The sequence below is a fragment of the Lutimaribacter degradans genome (genome assembly GCF_023703375.1).
Classification (GTDB): Bacteria; Pseudomonadota; Alphaproteobacteria; order Rhodobacterales; family Rhodobacteraceae; genus Lutimaribacter; species Lutimaribacter degradans.
The window spans coordinates 143,781-160,240 of record NZ_JAMQGO010000002.1; the positions used below are offsets into that span (position 1 = coordinate 143,781).

The 16,460-nt window shown below is 63.4% G+C and carries 15 protein-coding genes and 1 riboswitch; of the genes, 8 read left to right on the plus strand and 7 right to left on the minus strand.

The features are described from left to right. Window positions 1–2 precede the first annotated feature (2 nt). A complete protein-coding gene (locus M8744_RS05170) occupies window positions 3–866 on the plus strand; it encodes an inositol monophosphatase family protein (protein WP_251410510.1) in 864 nt (287 codons plus the stop codon). A 142-nt stretch (window positions 867–1,008) separates the two neighbouring features. Here the strand turns inward: M8744_RS05170 and M8744_RS05175 are convergent, their stop codons facing one another. Continuing rightward, a complete protein-coding gene (locus M8744_RS05175) occupies window positions 1,009–1,542 on the minus strand; it encodes a winged helix DNA-binding protein (protein ID WP_251410513.1) in 534 nt (177 codons plus the stop codon). 146 nt (window positions 1,543–1,688) lie between these two features. On the opposite strand from M8744_RS05175, the gene M8744_RS05180 reads away from it, so the two are divergent. Then, a complete protein-coding gene (locus tag M8744_RS05180) occupies window positions 1,689–2,807 on the plus strand; it encodes an LLM class flavin-dependent oxidoreductase (RefSeq protein WP_251410516.1) in 1,119 nt (372 codons plus the stop codon). Beyond that, on the plus strand, window positions 2,804–3,433 hold the full coding sequence (locus M8744_RS05185) for a nitroreductase family protein (RefSeq protein ID WP_251410518.1): 630 nt from the start codon (window positions 2,804–2,806) through the stop codon (window positions 3,431–3,433). Before M8744_RS05180 ends, M8744_RS05185 begins: the two co-directional genes overlap by 4 nt. A 60-nt stretch (window positions 3,434–3,493) precedes the next feature. Here the strand turns inward: M8744_RS05185 and gcvP are convergent, their stop codons facing one another. The 4 genes from gcvP to M8744_RS05205 form a co-directional block, all read right to left on the minus strand. Then, window positions 3,494–6,346, minus strand: a complete 2,853-nt coding sequence (gene gcvP / locus M8744_RS05190) for an aminomethyl-transferring glycine dehydrogenase (protein ID WP_251410521.1) — start codon at window positions 6,344–6,346, stop codon at window positions 3,494–3,496. 68 nt (window positions 6,347–6,414) lie between these two features. Beyond that, window positions 6,415–6,774, minus strand: coding sequence for a glycine cleavage system protein GcvH (gcvH, locus tag M8744_RS05195; protein ID WP_251410524.1), 360 nt, complete (start codon window positions 6,772–6,774; stop codon window positions 6,415–6,417). A gap of 20 nt (window positions 6,775–6,794) precedes the next feature. Next, the gene (gene gcvT, locus M8744_RS05200) at window positions 6,795–7,922 is read right to left on the minus strand and encodes a glycine cleavage system aminomethyltransferase GcvT (RefSeq protein ID WP_251410527.1); all 1,128 of its coding nucleotides are present in this window, start codon (window positions 7,920–7,922) and stop codon (window positions 6,795–6,797) included. Between the two features lie 151 nt (window positions 7,923–8,073). Further along, window positions 8,074–8,161, minus strand: a riboswitch (glycine riboswitch). A 50-nt stretch (window positions 8,162–8,211) separates the two neighbouring features. Beyond that, entirely contained in the window at window positions 8,212–8,667 is a 456-nt protein-coding gene (locus M8744_RS05205) for an RrF2 family transcriptional regulator (RefSeq protein ID WP_251410530.1), read from the minus strand. 281 nt (window positions 8,668–8,948) lie between these two features. On the opposite strand from M8744_RS05205, the gene M8744_RS05210 reads away from it, so the two are divergent. After that, entirely contained in the window at window positions 8,949–10,196 is a 1,248-nt protein-coding gene (locus tag M8744_RS05210; RefSeq protein ID WP_251410533.1) for a DUF2254 domain-containing protein, read from the plus strand. A 20-nt stretch (window positions 10,197–10,216) separates the two neighbouring features. Here the strand turns inward: M8744_RS05210 and gltX are convergent, their stop codons facing one another. Next, window positions 10,217–11,542 carry a glutamate--tRNA ligase gene (gene gltX, locus M8744_RS05215; RefSeq protein WP_251410536.1) on the minus strand — a complete coding sequence of 442 codons (1,326 nt, stop codon included), beginning with the start codon at window positions 11,540–11,542 and terminating at the stop codon, window positions 10,217–10,219. Between the two features lie 217 nt (window positions 11,543–11,759). Between gltX and M8744_RS05220 the strand changes: the two genes are divergently transcribed. Further along, entirely contained in the window at window positions 11,760–12,689 is a 930-nt protein-coding gene (locus M8744_RS05220) for an MBL fold metallo-hydrolase (protein ID WP_251410538.1), read from the plus strand. A 36-nt stretch (window positions 12,690–12,725) separates the two neighbouring features. Here the strand turns inward: M8744_RS05220 and M8744_RS05225 are convergent, their stop codons facing one another. Beyond that, complete coding sequence (locus M8744_RS05225; protein WP_251410541.1) at window positions 12,726–13,289, minus strand: DNA-3-methyladenine glycosylase I; 564 nt, start codon at window positions 13,287–13,289, stop codon at window positions 12,726–12,728. Between the two features lie 115 nt (window positions 13,290–13,404). Between M8744_RS05225 and M8744_RS05230 the strand changes: the two genes are divergently transcribed. The 3 genes from M8744_RS05230 to phbB all read left to right on the plus strand — a co-directional run bounded on the left by M8744_RS05230 (window position 13,405) and on the right by phbB (window position 16,408). Further along, the gene (locus tag M8744_RS05230) at window positions 13,405–14,244 is read left to right on the plus strand and encodes an EAL domain-containing protein (RefSeq protein ID WP_251410544.1); all 840 of its coding nucleotides are present in this window, start codon (window positions 13,405–13,407) and stop codon (window positions 14,242–14,244) included. 98 nt (window positions 14,245–14,342) lie between these two features. After that, window positions 14,343–15,518 (plus strand): acetyl-CoA C-acetyltransferase, encoded by a 1,176-nt coding sequence (locus M8744_RS05235; protein ID WP_251410547.1) that lies wholly within the window; start codon window positions 14,343–14,345, stop codon window positions 15,516–15,518. Window positions 15,519–15,685: 167 nt separating this feature from the next. Then, the gene (gene phbB / locus M8744_RS05240; RefSeq protein ID WP_251410551.1) at window positions 15,686–16,408 is read left to right on the plus strand and encodes an acetoacetyl-CoA reductase; all 723 of its coding nucleotides are present in this window, start codon (window positions 15,686–15,688) and stop codon (window positions 16,406–16,408) included. The last annotated feature ends 52 nt before the right edge of the window (window positions 16,409–16,460 follow it).

A 16,460-nucleotide genomic window follows, 5' to 3' on the forward strand; every position in this document is an offset into this window, starting at 1 on the left:
AGATGACCCTGGACCTGCCCGCCATCGTAACCGGCCCATTGACCAGCGCACAGCGCACCAGCCTGATCAACATCATTCGCCGCGCCGCCCGAACCGAGATACTGCCCCGGTTCCGTCGCCTGGCCGGCGCCCAGATCGCCACGAAAAGCGGCCCCGACGACATAGTGACCGAGGCCGATACCGCCGCCGAGGCCATGATCGCACGCGGGCTGGCCCGCATGTTCCCCGGCGCCGTGATCATCGGCGAAGAGGCGGCGGCCAGCGACCCGTCGCTACGCCACAAGGCCGCCGAGGCGGAACTGGCCTTTATCATCGACCCGGTCGACGGCACCTGGAATTTTGCACATGGTTTGGGCGTGTTCGGCGTGATCCTGGCCGCCACCCGCTATGGCCGGCCGGTATTCGGGCTGATCTATGATCCGCTGGCCGATGATTACGTGATCGCGGATGAGAGCAGCCCCGCCCGCCACGTCACCGCCAGCGGCCAGGAAACCCCGCTGACCATGTCTGGCGGTGGCCCGATCGACCGCCTGTCGGGCTATACCCACATGTCGCTGATGCCCAAGGACGCGCAAAAGACGCTGGCCCCGCTGCAGACCGCGTTCGCCCGCACCGGCGCGTTGCGCTGTTCGGCGCATGAATACCGGCTGGCGGCGTTGGGTCACGCAGATTTCATCCTGTCGGGCACGTTGAACCCTTGGGATCATGCGGCAGGCGTGCTGATCTGCCAGCGCGCGGGCGGCGTGGCCAGGATGCTGGACGGCGCCGATTACACCATCGCGCAGGATGCAGGCTACCTGCTGACCGCCGCGGACGATGCCACGTGGGACGCGGTGGCAGACGTGCTGGAACCGCTGCTGGGCTGAGCCCGCACACAAGGCCTGGTTTCGAACATGCCGCGCCTGTCCGGCCGGCTGGGGGGCTTTGCCCCCCGTCGCCTTGCGGCGCCTCCCCCCAGGATATTTTCAGAGAGAGGAAGGCGGGGGCCCTGCACCTGGCATCGCGCGATCAGCCCCGCCGGTGCGTGACCGCATCGAGCGCCGCGCTGTCATAGATGCCCACCAGCAAATCCAGCGTGCGCGTTGCCTCACGCAGCGACGCATCGGGCGATTTCAGCCGACCCAGCAGTGACACCAGCAATTCACGCCGGATATCGGCATAGCGGTCGGTGATGGCGCGGCCCTCGTCCGAGACCGAGTAATGCACGCCCGTGCGCGACGACCCTTCGCGGACGATCAGCCCGGCCTTGAGCAGCTTGCGCAGGCTGTATTGCATGTTCGGAATGTCCTCGCGGTTGGTGAGCCGCGCCAGTTCCTTGATCGTCTTGGGCCGGTCATGCATTCGTATGACATGCAGCAACGCGTTTTCGGGGCCCGATGCCTCGATCCGGGCCGACGAGGCAAGGCATTCCGCCTGCCACCGGCCAAAACTTTCAAAGGCCCGCATCAAGGCGTACTCGAAATCCGTCAGTTCGATTTCCAGCGGTTCACGGGCCAGGTGCCAACGCCTGTCGAAACCTGATTCGGGGGTCGTCGATGTCATCGGTGGGCCTCCTGTTGCATGAGAATGCACGGGCTACAGCATTGTCGCCAAACGTGATTTTCACAAGATTCATTTTTAAATTGATTTTTAATTTGAAATTGCATCCAATTTTCTAACAACAAGAAACCAACAGCGGAGACGAAATCATGCGCGCCTTTCTGGCCAACGACCATTTCAAGCTGGGCACTTTTTCCACCAACTGCTCGTCCGGAATGACGGTGACAAAAGTGGATGAACGCTGGGACAACAGCTGGGACAACAACTTGCGGCTGGCCAAGATGCTGGACGCGGCGGGGGTGGATTTCATGCTGCCCATCGCCCGCTGGATCGGCTATGGCGGCGAGACGAATTTCCATCACAACGTTTTGGAAACCATGACCTGGGCCACCGCGCTGCTAGCCTCGACCGATCGGCTGACGGTATTTGCCACGATGCACACGGCGGCCAACCACCCTGTCGTGGTGGCCAAGCAACTGGCCACCGCCGACCAAGTGGGCAAGGGCCGGATCGGGCTCAATATCGTGGCAGGCTGGAACCGCCCCGAATACGAGGCGTTGGGGCTGACCCTGCCCGACGATCATGAAACCCGTTATGGCTATGCCCAGGAATGGTTCGACGTCGTCCAGAAACTTTGGACCAGCGAAGAGATCTTTGACTGGGAGGGAAAGTATTTCAATCTCAAGCAGATCCTCGGCGCGCCGCGCCCAGTCGATGGCCGCCCGCCGATCCTGAACGCCGCAGGCAGCGCCCAGGGGCGCGACTTTGCCACCGACAACGCCGATTTCCTGTTCACCCCGGCCATCGACCTGGAACGCTCGGTCAGCGAAGTGCAGGAGCTGAAAGACCAGGCCGCGGCCAAGGGGCGCAAGGTTGGCGTGCTGACCTTCAGTCACATCTGCTGCCGCCCCACCGAGAAAGAGGCGCGCGAGGTGCACCATTGGTATGCCCAAGACAACGCCGACTGGGAAGCCGTGGACAACCTGATCAACCTGCAATTCGCCAATGCGCAATCGTTCCCGCACGACCTTCTTGCGCTGATCCGCGATCGGTTCGCTGCCGGGCACGGAGGCTTTCCGCTGGTCGGCACGCCCGAACAGGTGGCCGACGGGATCGAAAGCCTGGCCAAGGCCGGGTTCGCCGGTACCACGATGTCGTTTCTCGATTACGCGGAGGAATTTCCTTATTTCCGCGACGAGGTCATGCCGATCCTTGCGGAAAAAGGTCTGCGCCCTGCCCCGGATGCCGTGCCGGCCGCCGCGGAATGAGCCTGATCGACCTGTTGAACCGGCGCCATGCAGTGCGCCGGTTTTCTCCCGGCGTCGCGGACCCCGCGGCGCTGGATCATGCGTTTCGTGCCGCTGTCCTGGCGCCGACATCGTTCAACGCGCAACCGTGGCGCGCCGTGCTGGTCGAACACCCGGAAACACGCAAGGCCGTGGCTGGGGCCGTCTATTCCAGCACCAACGTGGGCGCGGCCGGGCACATGGTGCTGTTTTGCCACCTGGCCGACGCGGCGGCGCTGGATCTTGATGGCCATGCCGCGCGCATGGCCGACCAGCGCGGGCTGGCCGGCCGGGAGGCCTTGCAAAAGCTGCGGGCAGGCTATGCCCGCGATATCGAGGGCAAACCCCCGCAGGTGTTCGATGCCTGGGCCAAGGCGCAAACCTACCTGGCGCTTGGGCTGTTCCTGGCCGGTGCCGCCGAGGCGGGCCTGGATGCCTGCCCCATGGAGGGCTTCAACCCCGCCGCATTGGAAGATGCGCTGGGGCTGGCCGCGCGGGGCCTGGTGCCGGATGTTCTGGTGACACTGGGCCGCTCAGCCGAGGATGACCCCGCGGCGCATTGGCCAAAGCTGCGGCAACCCGCCGACAGCCTGATCCTGCGTATCTGAGCACGAAGCGCCCGCAGGGCCCGTGCCGGGTATCGGCACGGGCCCTGCGGGTTTCCGTGGTTACTCGGCCGCTTCGGCATACTCGCTCATCGGTGGGCAGGTGCACACCAGGTGGCGGTCGCCCCATGCGTTGTCGACGCGGTTGACCGGCGGCCAGTACTTGTCGACGCGGAAGGCGCCGGGCGGGAAACAGCCCTGTTCGCGGCTGTAGGGACGATCCCAATCGCGCACGAGGTCTTCCATCGTGTGGGGGGCGTGTTTCAGCGGGTTGTTCTCAGGGTCCATCCGCCCTTCTTCAATGTCACGGATTTCATCGCGGATCGTCAGCATCGCATCGCAAAAGCGGTCAAGCTCGGCCTTGGTCTCGGATTCGGTGGGCTCGACCATCAGCGTACCCGCCACGGGCCAGCTCATCGTTGGGGCGTGAAACCCGCAATCGATCAGCCGCTTTGCGATGTCATCGACGGTGATGCCGACGCTGTCGGCAAAGGGGCGCGTGTCGATGATGCATTCATGCGCCACCCGGCCCGTCGGCCCCTTGTAGAGTACGTCATACGCCCCTTCCAGCCGCTTGGCGATGTAGTTGGCATTCAGGATCGCAACGCGCGTGGCCTGCGTCATCCCCTCGCCGCCCATCAACAGAACATAGGCCCAGGAAATGGCCAGGATCGAGGCCGAACCATAGGGTGCCGCCGATACCGGGCCTTCGGACCCGCCGGTTTCGGGGTGGCCGGGAAGGTGGGGTTCCAGATGCGCCTTTACGCCGATGGGCCCCATGCCCGGGCCGCCGCCGCCATGCGGAATGGCGAATGTCTTGTGCAGGTTCAGGTGGCTGACATCGCCCCCCAGGTCACCGGGGCGCGACAGGCCGACCATCGCGTTCAGGTTCGCCCCGTCGATATAGACCTGCCCGCCATGATCATGGGTGACCTGGCAAACCTCTTTCACCGTTTCCTCGAACACGCCATGGGTGCTGGGATAGGTGATCATGCAGCCGGCCAGGTTTTCCGAATGCTGTTCGGCCTTGGCGCGGAAATCATCAAGGTCGATATCGCCATTCTCGGCCGATTTCACCGGCACCACTTTCCAGCCGACCATCTGGGCGCTGGCGGGGTTGGTGCCGTGGGCGCTGGTGGGGATAAGGCAGATGTTGCGGTGCCCCTCGCCCTGCGCGCGGTGGTAGGCGGCGATCGTCAAAAGCCCCGCATACTCGCCCTGCGCGCCGGAATTGGGCTGCATCGACATGGCGTGATAGCCGGTGATTTCGCACAGTTTTTCCGACAGGTCGCGCACCATGGTTGTATAGCCCTGCGCCTGGTCGAGCGGGGCAAACGGGTGCATGTTGGAAAATTCGGGCCAGCTGATCGGCATCATTTCCGCTGCCGCGTTCAGCTTCATCGTGCACGACCCCAGAGGGATCATCGCGCGATCCAGCGCCAGGTCACGGTCGGCCAGGCGGCGCATGTAGCGCATCATTTCCGTTTCGGCCCGGTTCATATGGAACACGCCATGCGTCAGGTAGTCGGACGTGCGCACAAGGCTGTCGGGCAGGCGATATTCGTGGTCCTGGTCGTCGACCTTGCTGTGGATGCCGAAAGCGCGCCAGACGGCCTCGATGATGGCGGGGCGCGTGGCCTCGTCAAAGGTGATACCCACCTTGGTCTTGCCGACGCGGCGCAGGTTCACGCCCTCCTTGACGGCCGCCTGAAGCACGCCGCGCTGGAACAGACCCACCTCGACGGTGATGGTATCGAAATACCCGTCGCGCGGCTCCACCTCGAACCCGGCCTCTTCCAGGCCGCGCGCCAGGCGCACGGTCTTGCGGTGAATACGTTGCGCAATGGCCTTGAGGCCCTTCGGCCCGTGGAACACCGCGTACATCGAAGCCATGACTGCCAAGAGTGCCTGCGCCGTGCAGACGTTCGAGGTGGCTTTTTCACGGCGGATATGCTGTTCGCGGGTTTGCAGCGACAGGCGGTAGGCGCGATTGCCCAGGCTGTCGACCGATACGCCGACCAGACGGCCCGGCATTGCGCGCTTGAAAGCATCGCGGCACGCCATGTAGGCCGCGTGCGGCCCGCCATAGCCCATGGGCACACCGAAACGCTGCGTGCTGCCCACGGCGATATCGGCGCCCATCGCGCCGGGTTCTTTCAACAGGCACAGCGCCATCGGATCGGCGATGACGATGCCCACCGCCTTGGCGGCATGCAGTGCCTCCATCTGCGGGGTGAAATCGCGCACGTGGCCGTAGGTGCCGGGATACTGGAACACCGCGCCGAACACCTGTTCGGCCTGCATGTCCTCGGGCGCGCCGACGATCACCTCGATTCCCAGCGGTTCGGCGCGTGTGCGCATCACCGCGATATTCTGCGGATGGCAGTTTTCATCAATGAAAAATGCCTTCTCCTTCGATTTTGCCACGCGCTGCGCCATTGTCATGGCCTCGGCGGCCGCCGTCGCCTCGTCCAGCAGGCTGGCATTGGCAATTTCCAGCCCCGTCAGGTCGGCCACCATGGTCTGGTAGTTCAACAACGCCTCAAGCCGCCCCTGGCTGATTTCCGGCTGATAGGGGGTGTAGGCGGTATACCAGGCCGGGTTTTCCAGGATGTTGCGCTGGATCGCGGGCGGTGTGACCGTGCCGTGATAGCCCTGCCCGATCAGCGAGGTCAGAACCGTGTTCTGCTCGGCAACCTTGCGCATGTGATACAGAAGCTCTCGTTCCGATTTCGGCTTGCCGAAATCCAGCGGTTTTTCCTGCCGGATGCTTTTCGGCACGGTCTCGTCGATCAGCCCGTCAAGGCTGTCGGCCCCGACCACGGTCAACATCTCGGCCATTTCATCGGGAGAGGGGCCGATATGGCGGCGATTGGCAAAATCGTAAGGCAGGTAGTCGGTGGGCACGAAAGGCATGGGTCAATCTCGCTCTGGCTGTCGATCGGGGCGGGCAGGCCGCGCGGCCTGCCCGGTCGCGGGCGTTGTCAGCCCACGAATTCCTTGTAGGCGTCTTCGTCCATGAACTTGTCGATCTCGTCCAGGTCCGCGACCTTCATCTTGAAGAACCACGCCTCGCCCAGTGGGTCGTCGTTGACCTTGCCGGGTTCATCCACGATGGCGTTGTTCACTTCCACGATCTCGCCATCCAACGGGGCGGTAATGTCGCTGGCGGCCTTGACGCTTTCGATCACCACGATCTCGTCGCCCGCAGCGACCTGTGTGCCCACCTCGGGCAGTTCCACGAACACGACATCGCCCAATTGCGCGCTGGCATGTTCCGTGATGCCGACAACGACATGATCATTGTCGATGCGCAGCCATTCATGGTCTTCGGTGAATTTCATAAGGTCCATCCCTTGTTGGTTCAGCGTTTGAAGTTGGCGGGGGTGAAGGGAAGCGCCGCCACGGTGACAGGCTGACGCCTGCCACGCAGCTCGCCCCAGATACGGGTGCCGGTTTCGGCATAGGGGGCCGCGACATAGCCCATGGCGACGGGGCCGCCCACAGTGGGGCCAAACCCGCCCGAGGTGATCGTGCCGATCTGCGCGCCCCCCTCTTGGGCTGCGAAAAGGGCCACGCCTTCGCGCATGGGCGCGCGGCCGTCGGGGCGCAACCCCACGCGAAGACGCGTGGGCCCATCTTCCATGGACTTCTCGATCACATCGGCGCCGGGGTAGCCACCCGCGCGCGCGCCACCGGGGCGGCGAATTTTCTGAATGGCCCAGGTCAGCCGCGCCTCGACCGGCGTAGTGCCAGTATCGATGTCATGGCCGTAAAGGCAAAGCCCGGCCTCCAGCCGCAGGCTGTCGCGCGCGCCCAGCCCGATGGGCAGCACCCGCTCATCCGCCAGCAGCGCCCGCGCAAAGCCCGGTGCCGCGTCATTCGGAACGGAAATCTCGAACCCGTCTTCGCCCGTATAGCCCGAGCGCGACAACCATAGCTCGGCCCCGTCCAGTTCCATCACCGCAACATCCATGAACCGCATGTCGGCCGCGCCCGGCAAAAGCGCGGCCAGCACCGCCTCGGCCTGCGGGCCTTGCAACGCCAGAAGCGCGCGGTCGGTGATCTCTTGCACATCGATGCCCTGCGGCTCGAGCGTGGCGCGCATATGGGCGATATCGTCTGCTTTGCAGGCGGCGTTCACCACCATGAACACGTGATCGCCGCGATTGGCCAGCATGAGGTCGTCGAGAATGCCGCCCGCTTCGTTGGTGAAAAACCCGTAGCGCTGCCGCCCCTCGGCGAGCCCCCCGATATTGACCGGGATCAGCGCCTCGAGCGCCAGCGCGATCGCTTCGTAACTGGCGCCGCGCAGGATCACCTGCCCCATGTGGCTGACATCGAACAGCCCGGCCTTTTCGCGTGTGTGGATGTGTTCGGCCATGACCCCGGCGGCGAATTGCACCGGCATCTCGTAACCGGCAAAGGGCACCATCTTGGCGTCAAGAGACTGGTGCAGATCGTGCAGCACAAGGCGTTTTTGTTCGGTCATCGACCATCCCCCGGTCTTGCGCGGCGATCCATGCGTTTCGCCGGGCATCATTGCGCACCTTTCCGGTGCATAAGATGCCCCCTCTGTCCTTTGTGCCTGAGATCGCTATCCCTTCGGCGGGCGCGTCGGGCGCGCCACTCTCCAGAGTGTTGTAGACCGCACGGTCCCTTGGGCCTGAGAGTTTCCGGGGCGGTTGCTCCTTCGGCACTGGCGGCTGCCAGTTCTCCCGTGCAGATGGCCTAGACGTAGCCGAGTCGTGGCCACGCGACAAGTGGTCGTTTTCACCGCATCAGGACGGCGCGGCGGTGCAGCGCGCAGGCGCCAGGATGTCCAGCAAGGGATCATTCCCGCAAACCAGCGCATCCAGCGTGATGGCGTCAAGGTGGGCGTAGAATGCTTCGGCCGCGTCGGCGATGGCCAGCCGCAACCGGCAGGCGCTGACCAGCGGGCACGTGTTGTCGACATCGGCGAAACACTCGGCCAGGGGCACAGTTGCCTCAAGCTGGCGGAACACGTCGCCGATCACGATCCGCTCCATCGGGCGGGCCAGCTTGATACCGCCGTTGCGCCCTCGCTGCGTATAAAGATAGCCAAGCTGCCCAAGCTGGTTGATCACCTGTGCCAGATGGTTCTCCGAGGTGTTGCACCGCTCCGAGATTTCGCTTTTGGTCACAAGACGATCGGCATTGGCCCCGCAGAACATCAGGACACGGATCGCCAAGTTTGTGCGTTTGGTAATGCGCAATGGGCTGTCTTTCGCTGCAAGATTTGGGCCCCTTTCCTAACACACCCGCATCGGGAGTGATTGACTTGTGTCAATAAGGGGCAGGATTGTTGCATGAATGATGCATTTTTTTTGATACCATGCGCAAGAGGCGCCAGCAAAACGTTACTTCGAAAGGCACGCCTGCAAGCGCACCACGTCGTGCCGAATTCTGTTTAAATGGTGATGCAAGAGCATTGCAACCTTCGCTACCGGGGCCGTTTGCCGCCGGTTCACAATTTCTGACGTCACGGGTGGGCCACATGACCAATTACCTGAAAATGCCGCTGTCCATCCTGAAACGGTTTGCGCGCAAGCTGTGGGTCAGGGTCACATTGTTTGCCGTGCTTGCAGTGGCCGTGGCCGTTGCGGCGTCGCTTGTCACACCGCTGTTGCCCGAGGGGCTGGCCAACTCAATCGGCCCGGATGCGGTGATGCCGGTGCTGTCGATACTTGCCTCGTCCATGCTGGCGGTTTCAACCTTCTCGTTGTCCATCATGGTGGCGTCGCACCAGGCCGCTGCGGGAAATGCCACCCCGCGTATCCACCGCATCCTTCTGGAAGATACGACAACGCAATCGGTGCTGGCCACTTTCATCGGGGCGTTCGTCTATTCGCTTACATCGATCATACTGTTTCGCGCCGATATCTATCCCGAACATGCGGCCATCGTGATCATGGCCGTGACGGTGACGGTCACGGTCCTTGTGATCGTGGCCATGCTGCGCTGGATTCATCACCTGTCGAGCCTGGGCAGCATGGATGATAGCCTCCAGATCGCCTATGAGCTTGCGCATGAAAGCCTCGGCGCGCTCGCCCGCCAACCGGCACAAGGTGCCAACCCGCTGACACGGGACACGATCCTGCCCACCGACCTGACACCGGTGCCCGCGCCCAGTTCGGGTTACGTGCAAATGATAGACATGGCCGGGCTGCAGGATTGTACCGGGCCGGGCATCTTGATCTACGTGGCGCGCAGACAGGGGCGGCACGTGTTGGCAAGCCAAGCGCTGGCGCATGTGTCAGGAAACACCACCCAACAGCTACGAGACCGGATCGCGCGCTGTTTCGTAACCGCCGACCTGCGCAACCATGAACAGGATGCCGAGTTCAGCCTGCTGGTCCTGTCCGAGATTGCGTCAAAGGCGCTGTCACCGGGTATAAATGACGCGGGCACCGCGATCGAGGTCATCACGCGGCTGGAAACGCTTTTGTGGGAGCATGCAAGAGACAGGGCCGACCAACCAACCGCCAAGTATCACAACGTCTTCTGCCCAGTTCCCTCGGCCGGGCGACTGGTGAACGCGGGCTTTGCCGCCACCGCCCGCGACGGCGCCGGCCTGGTAGAGGTTGCCCTGCAACTGCGCCAGGCGCTGCTGGAACTGGCGCAAGGCCCGCAACAAGAAATAGGCGACGCGGCAACCGAACTGGCGCAGCGCGCGCTGGCCTATGCCGATGCCGCCCTGCCGCTGCAGGAAGAAAAGGACATGCTGCGCGCGGTCACGGTTTGATACAGCAATTCGGCCGCATCTCAGCCGATTTGCGGCATCTTTTGCAGAAGCGGCATCAGGTCGCTCATGTCCGGCCCCGATTTCTGCCCCGTCAGCGCAAGGCGCAGCGGCATGAACAAGCCCTTGCCCTTGCGGCCCGTGGCCTCTTTCACCTGCGCGGTCCAGTTGGCCCAGGTGTCATCGGTAAAGGGTGGCGGCGGCAACATTTCCAGCGCCTGGGCAACGAACTCGCGGTCTTCCTCGGCAACCACGGGCGTTGCGCCCTCGCGGCACATGGCCCACCAACCGGCCAGGTCGTGGCGGGTGGTTATGTTGTCACGCGTCACGGTCCAGAACCGCTGCGCCAGCTCATCGGGCACACCCAGCGCGGCGATATCATCGGCCACGGCCGAAAGCGGCTGTTGCTGCAGGTAGTGCGCGGTCAACGGAAACAGGTCGCGCTCGTCGAACTTGGTGGGGGCAGCGCCGAAACGGCTGATGTCGAACCCTTCGATCAGCGCATCGATATCGGTGCGCAGCTCGACCGGGTCGGCCGACCCAAGCCGCGCCATCAACGACAAAAGCGCCATCGGTTCGACCCCCTGGGCGCGCAGATCCTTGATCGACAATACGCCAAGCCGCTTCGACAGCGCCTCGCCCTGCGGGCCGGTCAGCAGCGAGTGGTGGGCAAATTCCGGCACCACGCCCCCCAGCGCGCGGATGATCTGGATTTGCGTGGCGGTGTTGGTCACGTGGTCCGAGCCGCGCACCACGTTGGTCACACCCATTTCGGTGTCATCCACGACCGAGGCGATGGTATACAGCACCTGGCCATCGGCCCGGATAAGTACCGGGTCGGACACGCTGGCCGCGTCGATCGACGTGTGGCCAAGGATGCCATCCTCCCATTCGATCCGCTCGTGATCCAGCTTGAAGCGCCAGACGCCGGGGCCGCGTTCGTCGCGCAGCGTGGCCTTCTCGTCCTCGGACAGGGCCAGCGCCGCACGATCGTAGACCGGCGGTTTGCCCATGTTCAGCTGCTTCTTGCGCTTCAGGTCCAGTTCGGTCGGCGTTTCGAACGCCTCGTAGAAACGGCCCATCTCGCGCAGCTTGTCAGCCGCCTCGGCGTATCGGTCGAGGCGCTTCGACTGGTATTCGATACGGTCCCATGTCAGGCCCAGCCATTCCAGGTCGCGCTGGATCTGGTCGATATATTCCTGTTTCGAACGCTCTTGGTCGGTATCGTCGATCCGCAGGATGAAGGTGCCGCCGGCCTTGCGGGCGATCATATAGTTCATCAGCGCGGTGCGCAGGTTGCCCACGTGGATATGGCCGGTGGGCGACGGGGCGAAACGGGTGGTTGTCATCGGGGTGTCTCCTGTTGGCGCGGGCCATCGCACACCCGCGCGGAATTGTCCAGAAATCGCGCGGTCACCCTGGCCAGGCAAACCGTTTCTGGCTGGACGCAAAGGCCCCGCCACCTATCTTTACCCTGCGTCAGGGCACAGCCGGTGCGCGCAATCCCACAACAAGACCGGCACCGTCACGTTATTTGTTGATGCAGTTCAAAAGAGGAGTTCCGCAATGAGCTATCCCAAGATGACCCGCCGCAGCGTTCTGGCCTCGGCGGCCGCCATGCCGATTGCAGCCGCCGCCAGCAAGCCCGCGCTGGCCGCCGCCGAGATGATGGGGGCCACCCTGCCCCGTTTCAACCGGATAAAGCTTGGCGGGTTCGAAGTGACCACCCTGCTGGCCGGCACCCGCACCGTTCCCGACCCGCAGACCATTTTCGGCATGAACGCAAGCGAAGAGGAATTCGCCGAAGTCAGCGCCGCCAACATGATACCCACCGACAAGGCACAGTTCTTTTTCACCCCCACCGTGGTGAATACCGGGGCCGAGCTTATCCTGTTCGACACCGGGTTGAACGGCGGCGCCACAAGCGCCGCGCTGCAAGCGGCAGGCTACACCGCCGAACAGATCGACAAGGTCGTGATCACCCACATGCATGGCGACCATATCGGCGGGCTGTCAGCCGATGACGGCACGCCGACCTTTGGCAATGCCGCCTACATGACCGGCGCGGTTGAATACGATGCCTGGGCGGCGATGGACAACGAAGGCTTCGACGCCAAGGTGCGCCCGCTGTCCGAGCAGATGACAATGCTGGACGATGGCGGCAGCGTCGCCTCGGGCATCACCGCGATGACCGCCTTTGGGCACACGCCGGGCCACATGGCCTACATGCTGGAAAGCAACGGCCAGCAATTGGTGATCGCCGCCGATTTCGCCAACCACTACGTGTGGTCACTGGGCCACCCGGATTGGGAGGTCAGGTTCGACATGGACAAATCGACCGCTGCCGCGACGCGGCGCCGCATGCTCGACATGATGGCCGCCGACAAGTTGCCTTTCATCGGCTACCACATGCCCTTCCCTGCCATCGGCTTCGTGGAAACCCGCGGTGACGGGTTCGAATACGTTCCGGCCAGCTATCAGTTCATGATGGATTGATCCCGCAGCGCAAGGCCACCCGGCGGGGTGGCCTTGTCATCCACGCAATCGCGCGTGGCAGGGGCAGGTGACGACGTGGTCATTGACCAGCCCCGCCGCCTGCATGAAGGCGTACACCGTGGTCGGCCCGACGAAGCGAAAGCCACGGGTCTTGAGATCCCTGGAGATCTCACGCGACAGTTCCGTCTGCGCGGGCACCTCGTCCAGGCTGGCGCGGTCGGGCTGCAAGGCTGTTCCGCCCACGTAGCCCCAGATGTGCCCGGCAAACCCGATCTCGGCGTTCAGCGCGCACCATGCGCGGGCGTTCGCGATCGTCGCCTCGATCTTGCCCCGGTGCCGCACGATGGCCGGTTCACCCAGCAGGCGTGTCACGTCATCCTCGGTGAACCGGGCGACCGCCTCGGGGTCGAATCCATGGAACGCCTGGCGAAACCCCGCGCGCTTTCTCAGGATCGTCAGCCAGTTCAACCCCGATTGAAACGACTCGAGCACCAGCATTTCGAAAAGCACCCGGCTGTCGCGTACCGGCACGCCCCACTCATCATCGTGATAGGCGATGTAAAGCGGGTCGTCGGATACCCAACCGCATCTTTCGTTCACTGCGACCTCCGCACGACCAGACCGACCACCCCCGAGAAAAATGTATCTCTTTACCACCTGTCAACATCCAGGGCGCCAAACTGCCCGTGCATGGCAAGCACAGGAGGTCGCCACGATGCCGCGCGGTGTGGACAAGACATGGGCCGATTTGCCGCCGGGGGCAACCAATCCGCTGGATATGGCGGTGCAGGCGCGCGATAGCGAAGCCATCTGGATGGTGGCGGATGCCCTGCGCCACAAAGAGGTGTTGCTGGCCTTTCAGCCGGTCGTGGCCTCGGGCGCACCGGGCCGCGTTGCCTTTTACGAAGGGTTGATGCGGGTTCTTGATGCCGGCGGCCGGGTGATCCCGGCGCGCGATTTCATAGGCGCGGTCGAAGAAACCGAAACCGGCCGCATCATGGATTGCGTCGCCTTGGAAATGGGCCTGCGCACATTGGAGCGCGTGCCAGCGCTGCGCCTGTCGATCAACATGTCGGCGCGCTCGATCGGTTATCCGCGGTGGATGAAGACGCTCAAACGAGGGCTTGAGCGCAACCCAACCGTGGCCGAACGCCTGATCCTGGAAATCACCGAACGCTCGGCCATGATGGTGCCCGAACTGGTCGTGTCCTTCATGTCTGACCTGCAACGCAAGGGCATCAGCTTTGCGCTGGATGATTTCGGCGCGGGCTATACCTCGTTCCGCTACCTGCGCGATTTCTATTTCGACATCCTGAAAATTGACGGGCAGTACACGCGCGGCATCAACCAGAACGCCGATAACCAGGTGCTGTTCAAGGCGCTGGTGGCCATAGGGCAGCAGTTTGACATGTTCACGGTGGCAGAAAGCGTTGAAAACCAGGCCGATGCCCTGTGGCTGGCGCGGGCCGGCGTGGATTGCCAGCAAGGGTACTACCACGGTGCGCCCACCGTCTCGCCCGCCTGGGCAGCCCGGCCCCGAAGGGCTGCGGGGTGACCCTTGAAGCGCGATACAGTTGCCGCAACGCGGCATTTCCTTTATGACGCGGGCGAAGCCGGGGCGCGGGCCCCGCGCAGCAATTGGTGGAGGATACCATGACCAACGTCGTAATCGCATCGGCAGCGCGCACCGCTGTGGGATCGTTTTCAGGCGCATTCGCCAACACACCGGCCCACGACCTGGGCGCGGCCGTGCTTGAAGCCATTGTGGAACGCGCAGGCATCGACAAATCCGAGGTATCGGAAACCATTCTGGGCCAGGTTCTGACAGCCGCACAAGGCCAGAACCCCGCGCGCCAAGCGCATATCAATGCCGGCCTGCCCATCGAAAGCGCCGCCTGGGGCATCAACCAGGTTTGCGGCTCGGGGCTGCGCGCCGTGGCGCTGGGTGCCCAGCACATTCAACTTGGCGATGCCGGCATCGTTGCCGCCGGCGGCCAGGAAAACATGAGCATGTCACCCCATGCCGCGAATCTGCGCGCCGGGCACAAGATGGGCGACATGAAATTCATCGACACGATGATCCGCGATGGTTTGTGGGATGCCTTCAACGGCTACCATATGGGCCAAACCGCCGAGAACGTTGCCGAAAAATGGCAGATCAGCCGCGAAGTACAGGATGAATTCGCCGTCGCCAGCCAGAACAAGGCCGAGGCCGCGCAAAAGGCAGGCCGGTTCGACGACGAGGTGATCCCCTTTGCCGTGAAAAGCCGCAAGGGCGAGACCATCGTGGACAAGGATGAATACATCCGGCACGGTGCCACGATCGAGGTCATGCAGAAACTGCGCCCCGCCTTCACCAAGGATGGCAGCGTGACCGCCGCAAATGCCAGCGGCATCAATGACGGTGCCGCCGCCGTTCTGCTGATGACCGCGGACGAAGCCGAAAAGCGCGGGATAACACCGCTGGCCCGCATCGCCAGCTATGCCACCGCCGGCCTGGACCCGTCGATCATGGGCGTGGGGCCGATCCATGCCAGCCGCAAGGCGCTGGACAAGGCGGGCTGGTCGGTCGACGACCTGGACCTTGTCGAAGCCAACGAAGCCTTCGCCGCCCAAGCCTGTGCCGTGAACAAGGACATGGGGTGGGACCCGTCGATCGTGAACGTCAACGGCGGCGCCATCGCCATCGGCCACCCGATCGGCGCCAGCGGCTGCCGCGTTCTGAACACGCTGCTCTTCGAGATGAAGCGCCGCGATGCGAAAAAGGGCCTTGCCACTCTGTGTATCGGCGGAGGCATGGGCGTTGCCATGTGCTTGGAGCGCCCGTGAGGCACGCGGAACGACCATTCAAAGGGCGCCGCTGTGGCGCCCTTTTTTTATGCGCTGCGACAATTCGTGGCGCACGAGAAATGAAATCGTCACGAAACTTTATTGCGCATGTCATTTTGAAAAAGTAACAAGGTTACTAACCTATTGCGCCAAACTTGGAGGATATCATGGCAAGAGTTGCACTCGTCACCGGTGGATCACGCGGCATCGGCGCGGCTATTTCGAAGGCATTGAAAGCAGAAGGCTACGAGGTGGCCGCCACCTATGCCGGCAATGATGAAGCCGCGGCCAAGTTCACCGGAGAAACCGGCATCAAGACCTACAAGTGGAACGTGGCCGATTATGACGAGTCGAAAGCCGGGATCGCACAGGTCGAGGCCGACCTTGGCCCGATCGACGTGGTGGTGGCCAATGCCGGCATCACCAAGGATGCCCCCTTTCACAAGATGACGCCCGAGCAGTGGCACCAGGTGATCGACACCAACTTGACTGGCGTGTTCAACACCGTGCACCCCGTTTGGCCCGGCATGCGCGAGCGCGGTTTTGGCCGGGTGATCGTGATAAGCTCGATCAACGGTCAGAAAGGCCAGTTCGCGCAAGTGAACTATGCCGCGACCAAGGCGGGCGACCTAGGCATCATCAAAAGCCTGGCCCAGGAAGGCGCGGCCAAGGGCATCACCGCCAACGCGATCTGCCCCGGCTACATCGCCACGGAAATGGTGATGGCCGTGCCCGAAAAGGTGCGCGAGGCCATCATCGGCCAGATCCCGACCGGCCGGCTGGGCGAGCCCGAGGAGATCGCGCGCTGCGTGACCTTCCTGGCGGCAGATGACGCGGGCTTTATCAACGGGTCGACCATCACCGCCAATGGCGGGCAATTCTTCGTCTGAGCCGGGCCATTTGGCCGCGCGAAACGCGTAAATTCGACACGCGCCCCGGTAG

Excerpts from the sequence above, each read along its gene's own strand:
- M8744_RS05170 (WP_251410510.1), top strand. The coding sequence starts at position 3 with ATGACCCTGGACCTGCCCGCCATCGTAACCGGCCCATTGACCAGCGCA.
- M8744_RS05175 (WP_251410513.1), bottom strand. The coding sequence starts at position 1,542 with ATGACATCGACGACCCCCGAATCAGGTTTCGACAGGCGTTGGCACCTG.
- M8744_RS05180 (WP_251410516.1), top strand. The coding sequence starts at position 1,689 with ATGCGCGCCTTTCTGGCCAACGACCATTTCAAGCTGGGCACTTTTTCC.
- M8744_RS05185 (WP_251410518.1), top strand. The coding sequence starts at position 2,804 with ATGAGCCTGATCGACCTGTTGAACCGGCGCCATGCAGTGCGCCGGTTT.
- gcvP (WP_251410521.1), bottom strand. The coding sequence starts at position 6,346 with ATGCCTTTCGTGCCCACCGACTACCTGCCTTACGATTTTGCCAATCGC.
- gcvH (WP_251410524.1), bottom strand. The coding sequence starts at position 6,774 with ATGAAATTCACCGAAGACCATGAATGGCTGCGCATCGACAATGATCAT.
- gcvT (WP_251410527.1), bottom strand. The coding sequence starts at position 7,922 with ATGACCGAACAAAAACGCCTTGTGCTGCACGATCTGCACCAGTCTCTT.
- M8744_RS05210 (WP_251410533.1), top strand. The coding sequence starts at position 8,949 with ATGACCAATTACCTGAAAATGCCGCTGTCCATCCTGAAACGGTTTGCG.
- gltX (WP_251410536.1), bottom strand. The coding sequence starts at position 11,542 with ATGACAACCACCCGTTTCGCCCCGTCGCCCACCGGCCATATCCACGTG.
- M8744_RS05220 (WP_251410538.1), top strand. The coding sequence starts at position 11,760 with ATGAGCTATCCCAAGATGACCCGCCGCAGCGTTCTGGCCTCGGCGGCC.
- M8744_RS05230 (WP_251410544.1), top strand. The coding sequence starts at position 13,405 with ATGCCGCGCGGTGTGGACAAGACATGGGCCGATTTGCCGCCGGGGGCA.
- M8744_RS05235 (WP_251410547.1), top strand. The coding sequence starts at position 14,343 with ATGACCAACGTCGTAATCGCATCGGCAGCGCGCACCGCTGTGGGATCG.
- phbB (WP_251410551.1), top strand. The coding sequence starts at position 15,686 with ATGGCAAGAGTTGCACTCGTCACCGGTGGATCACGCGGCATCGGCGCG.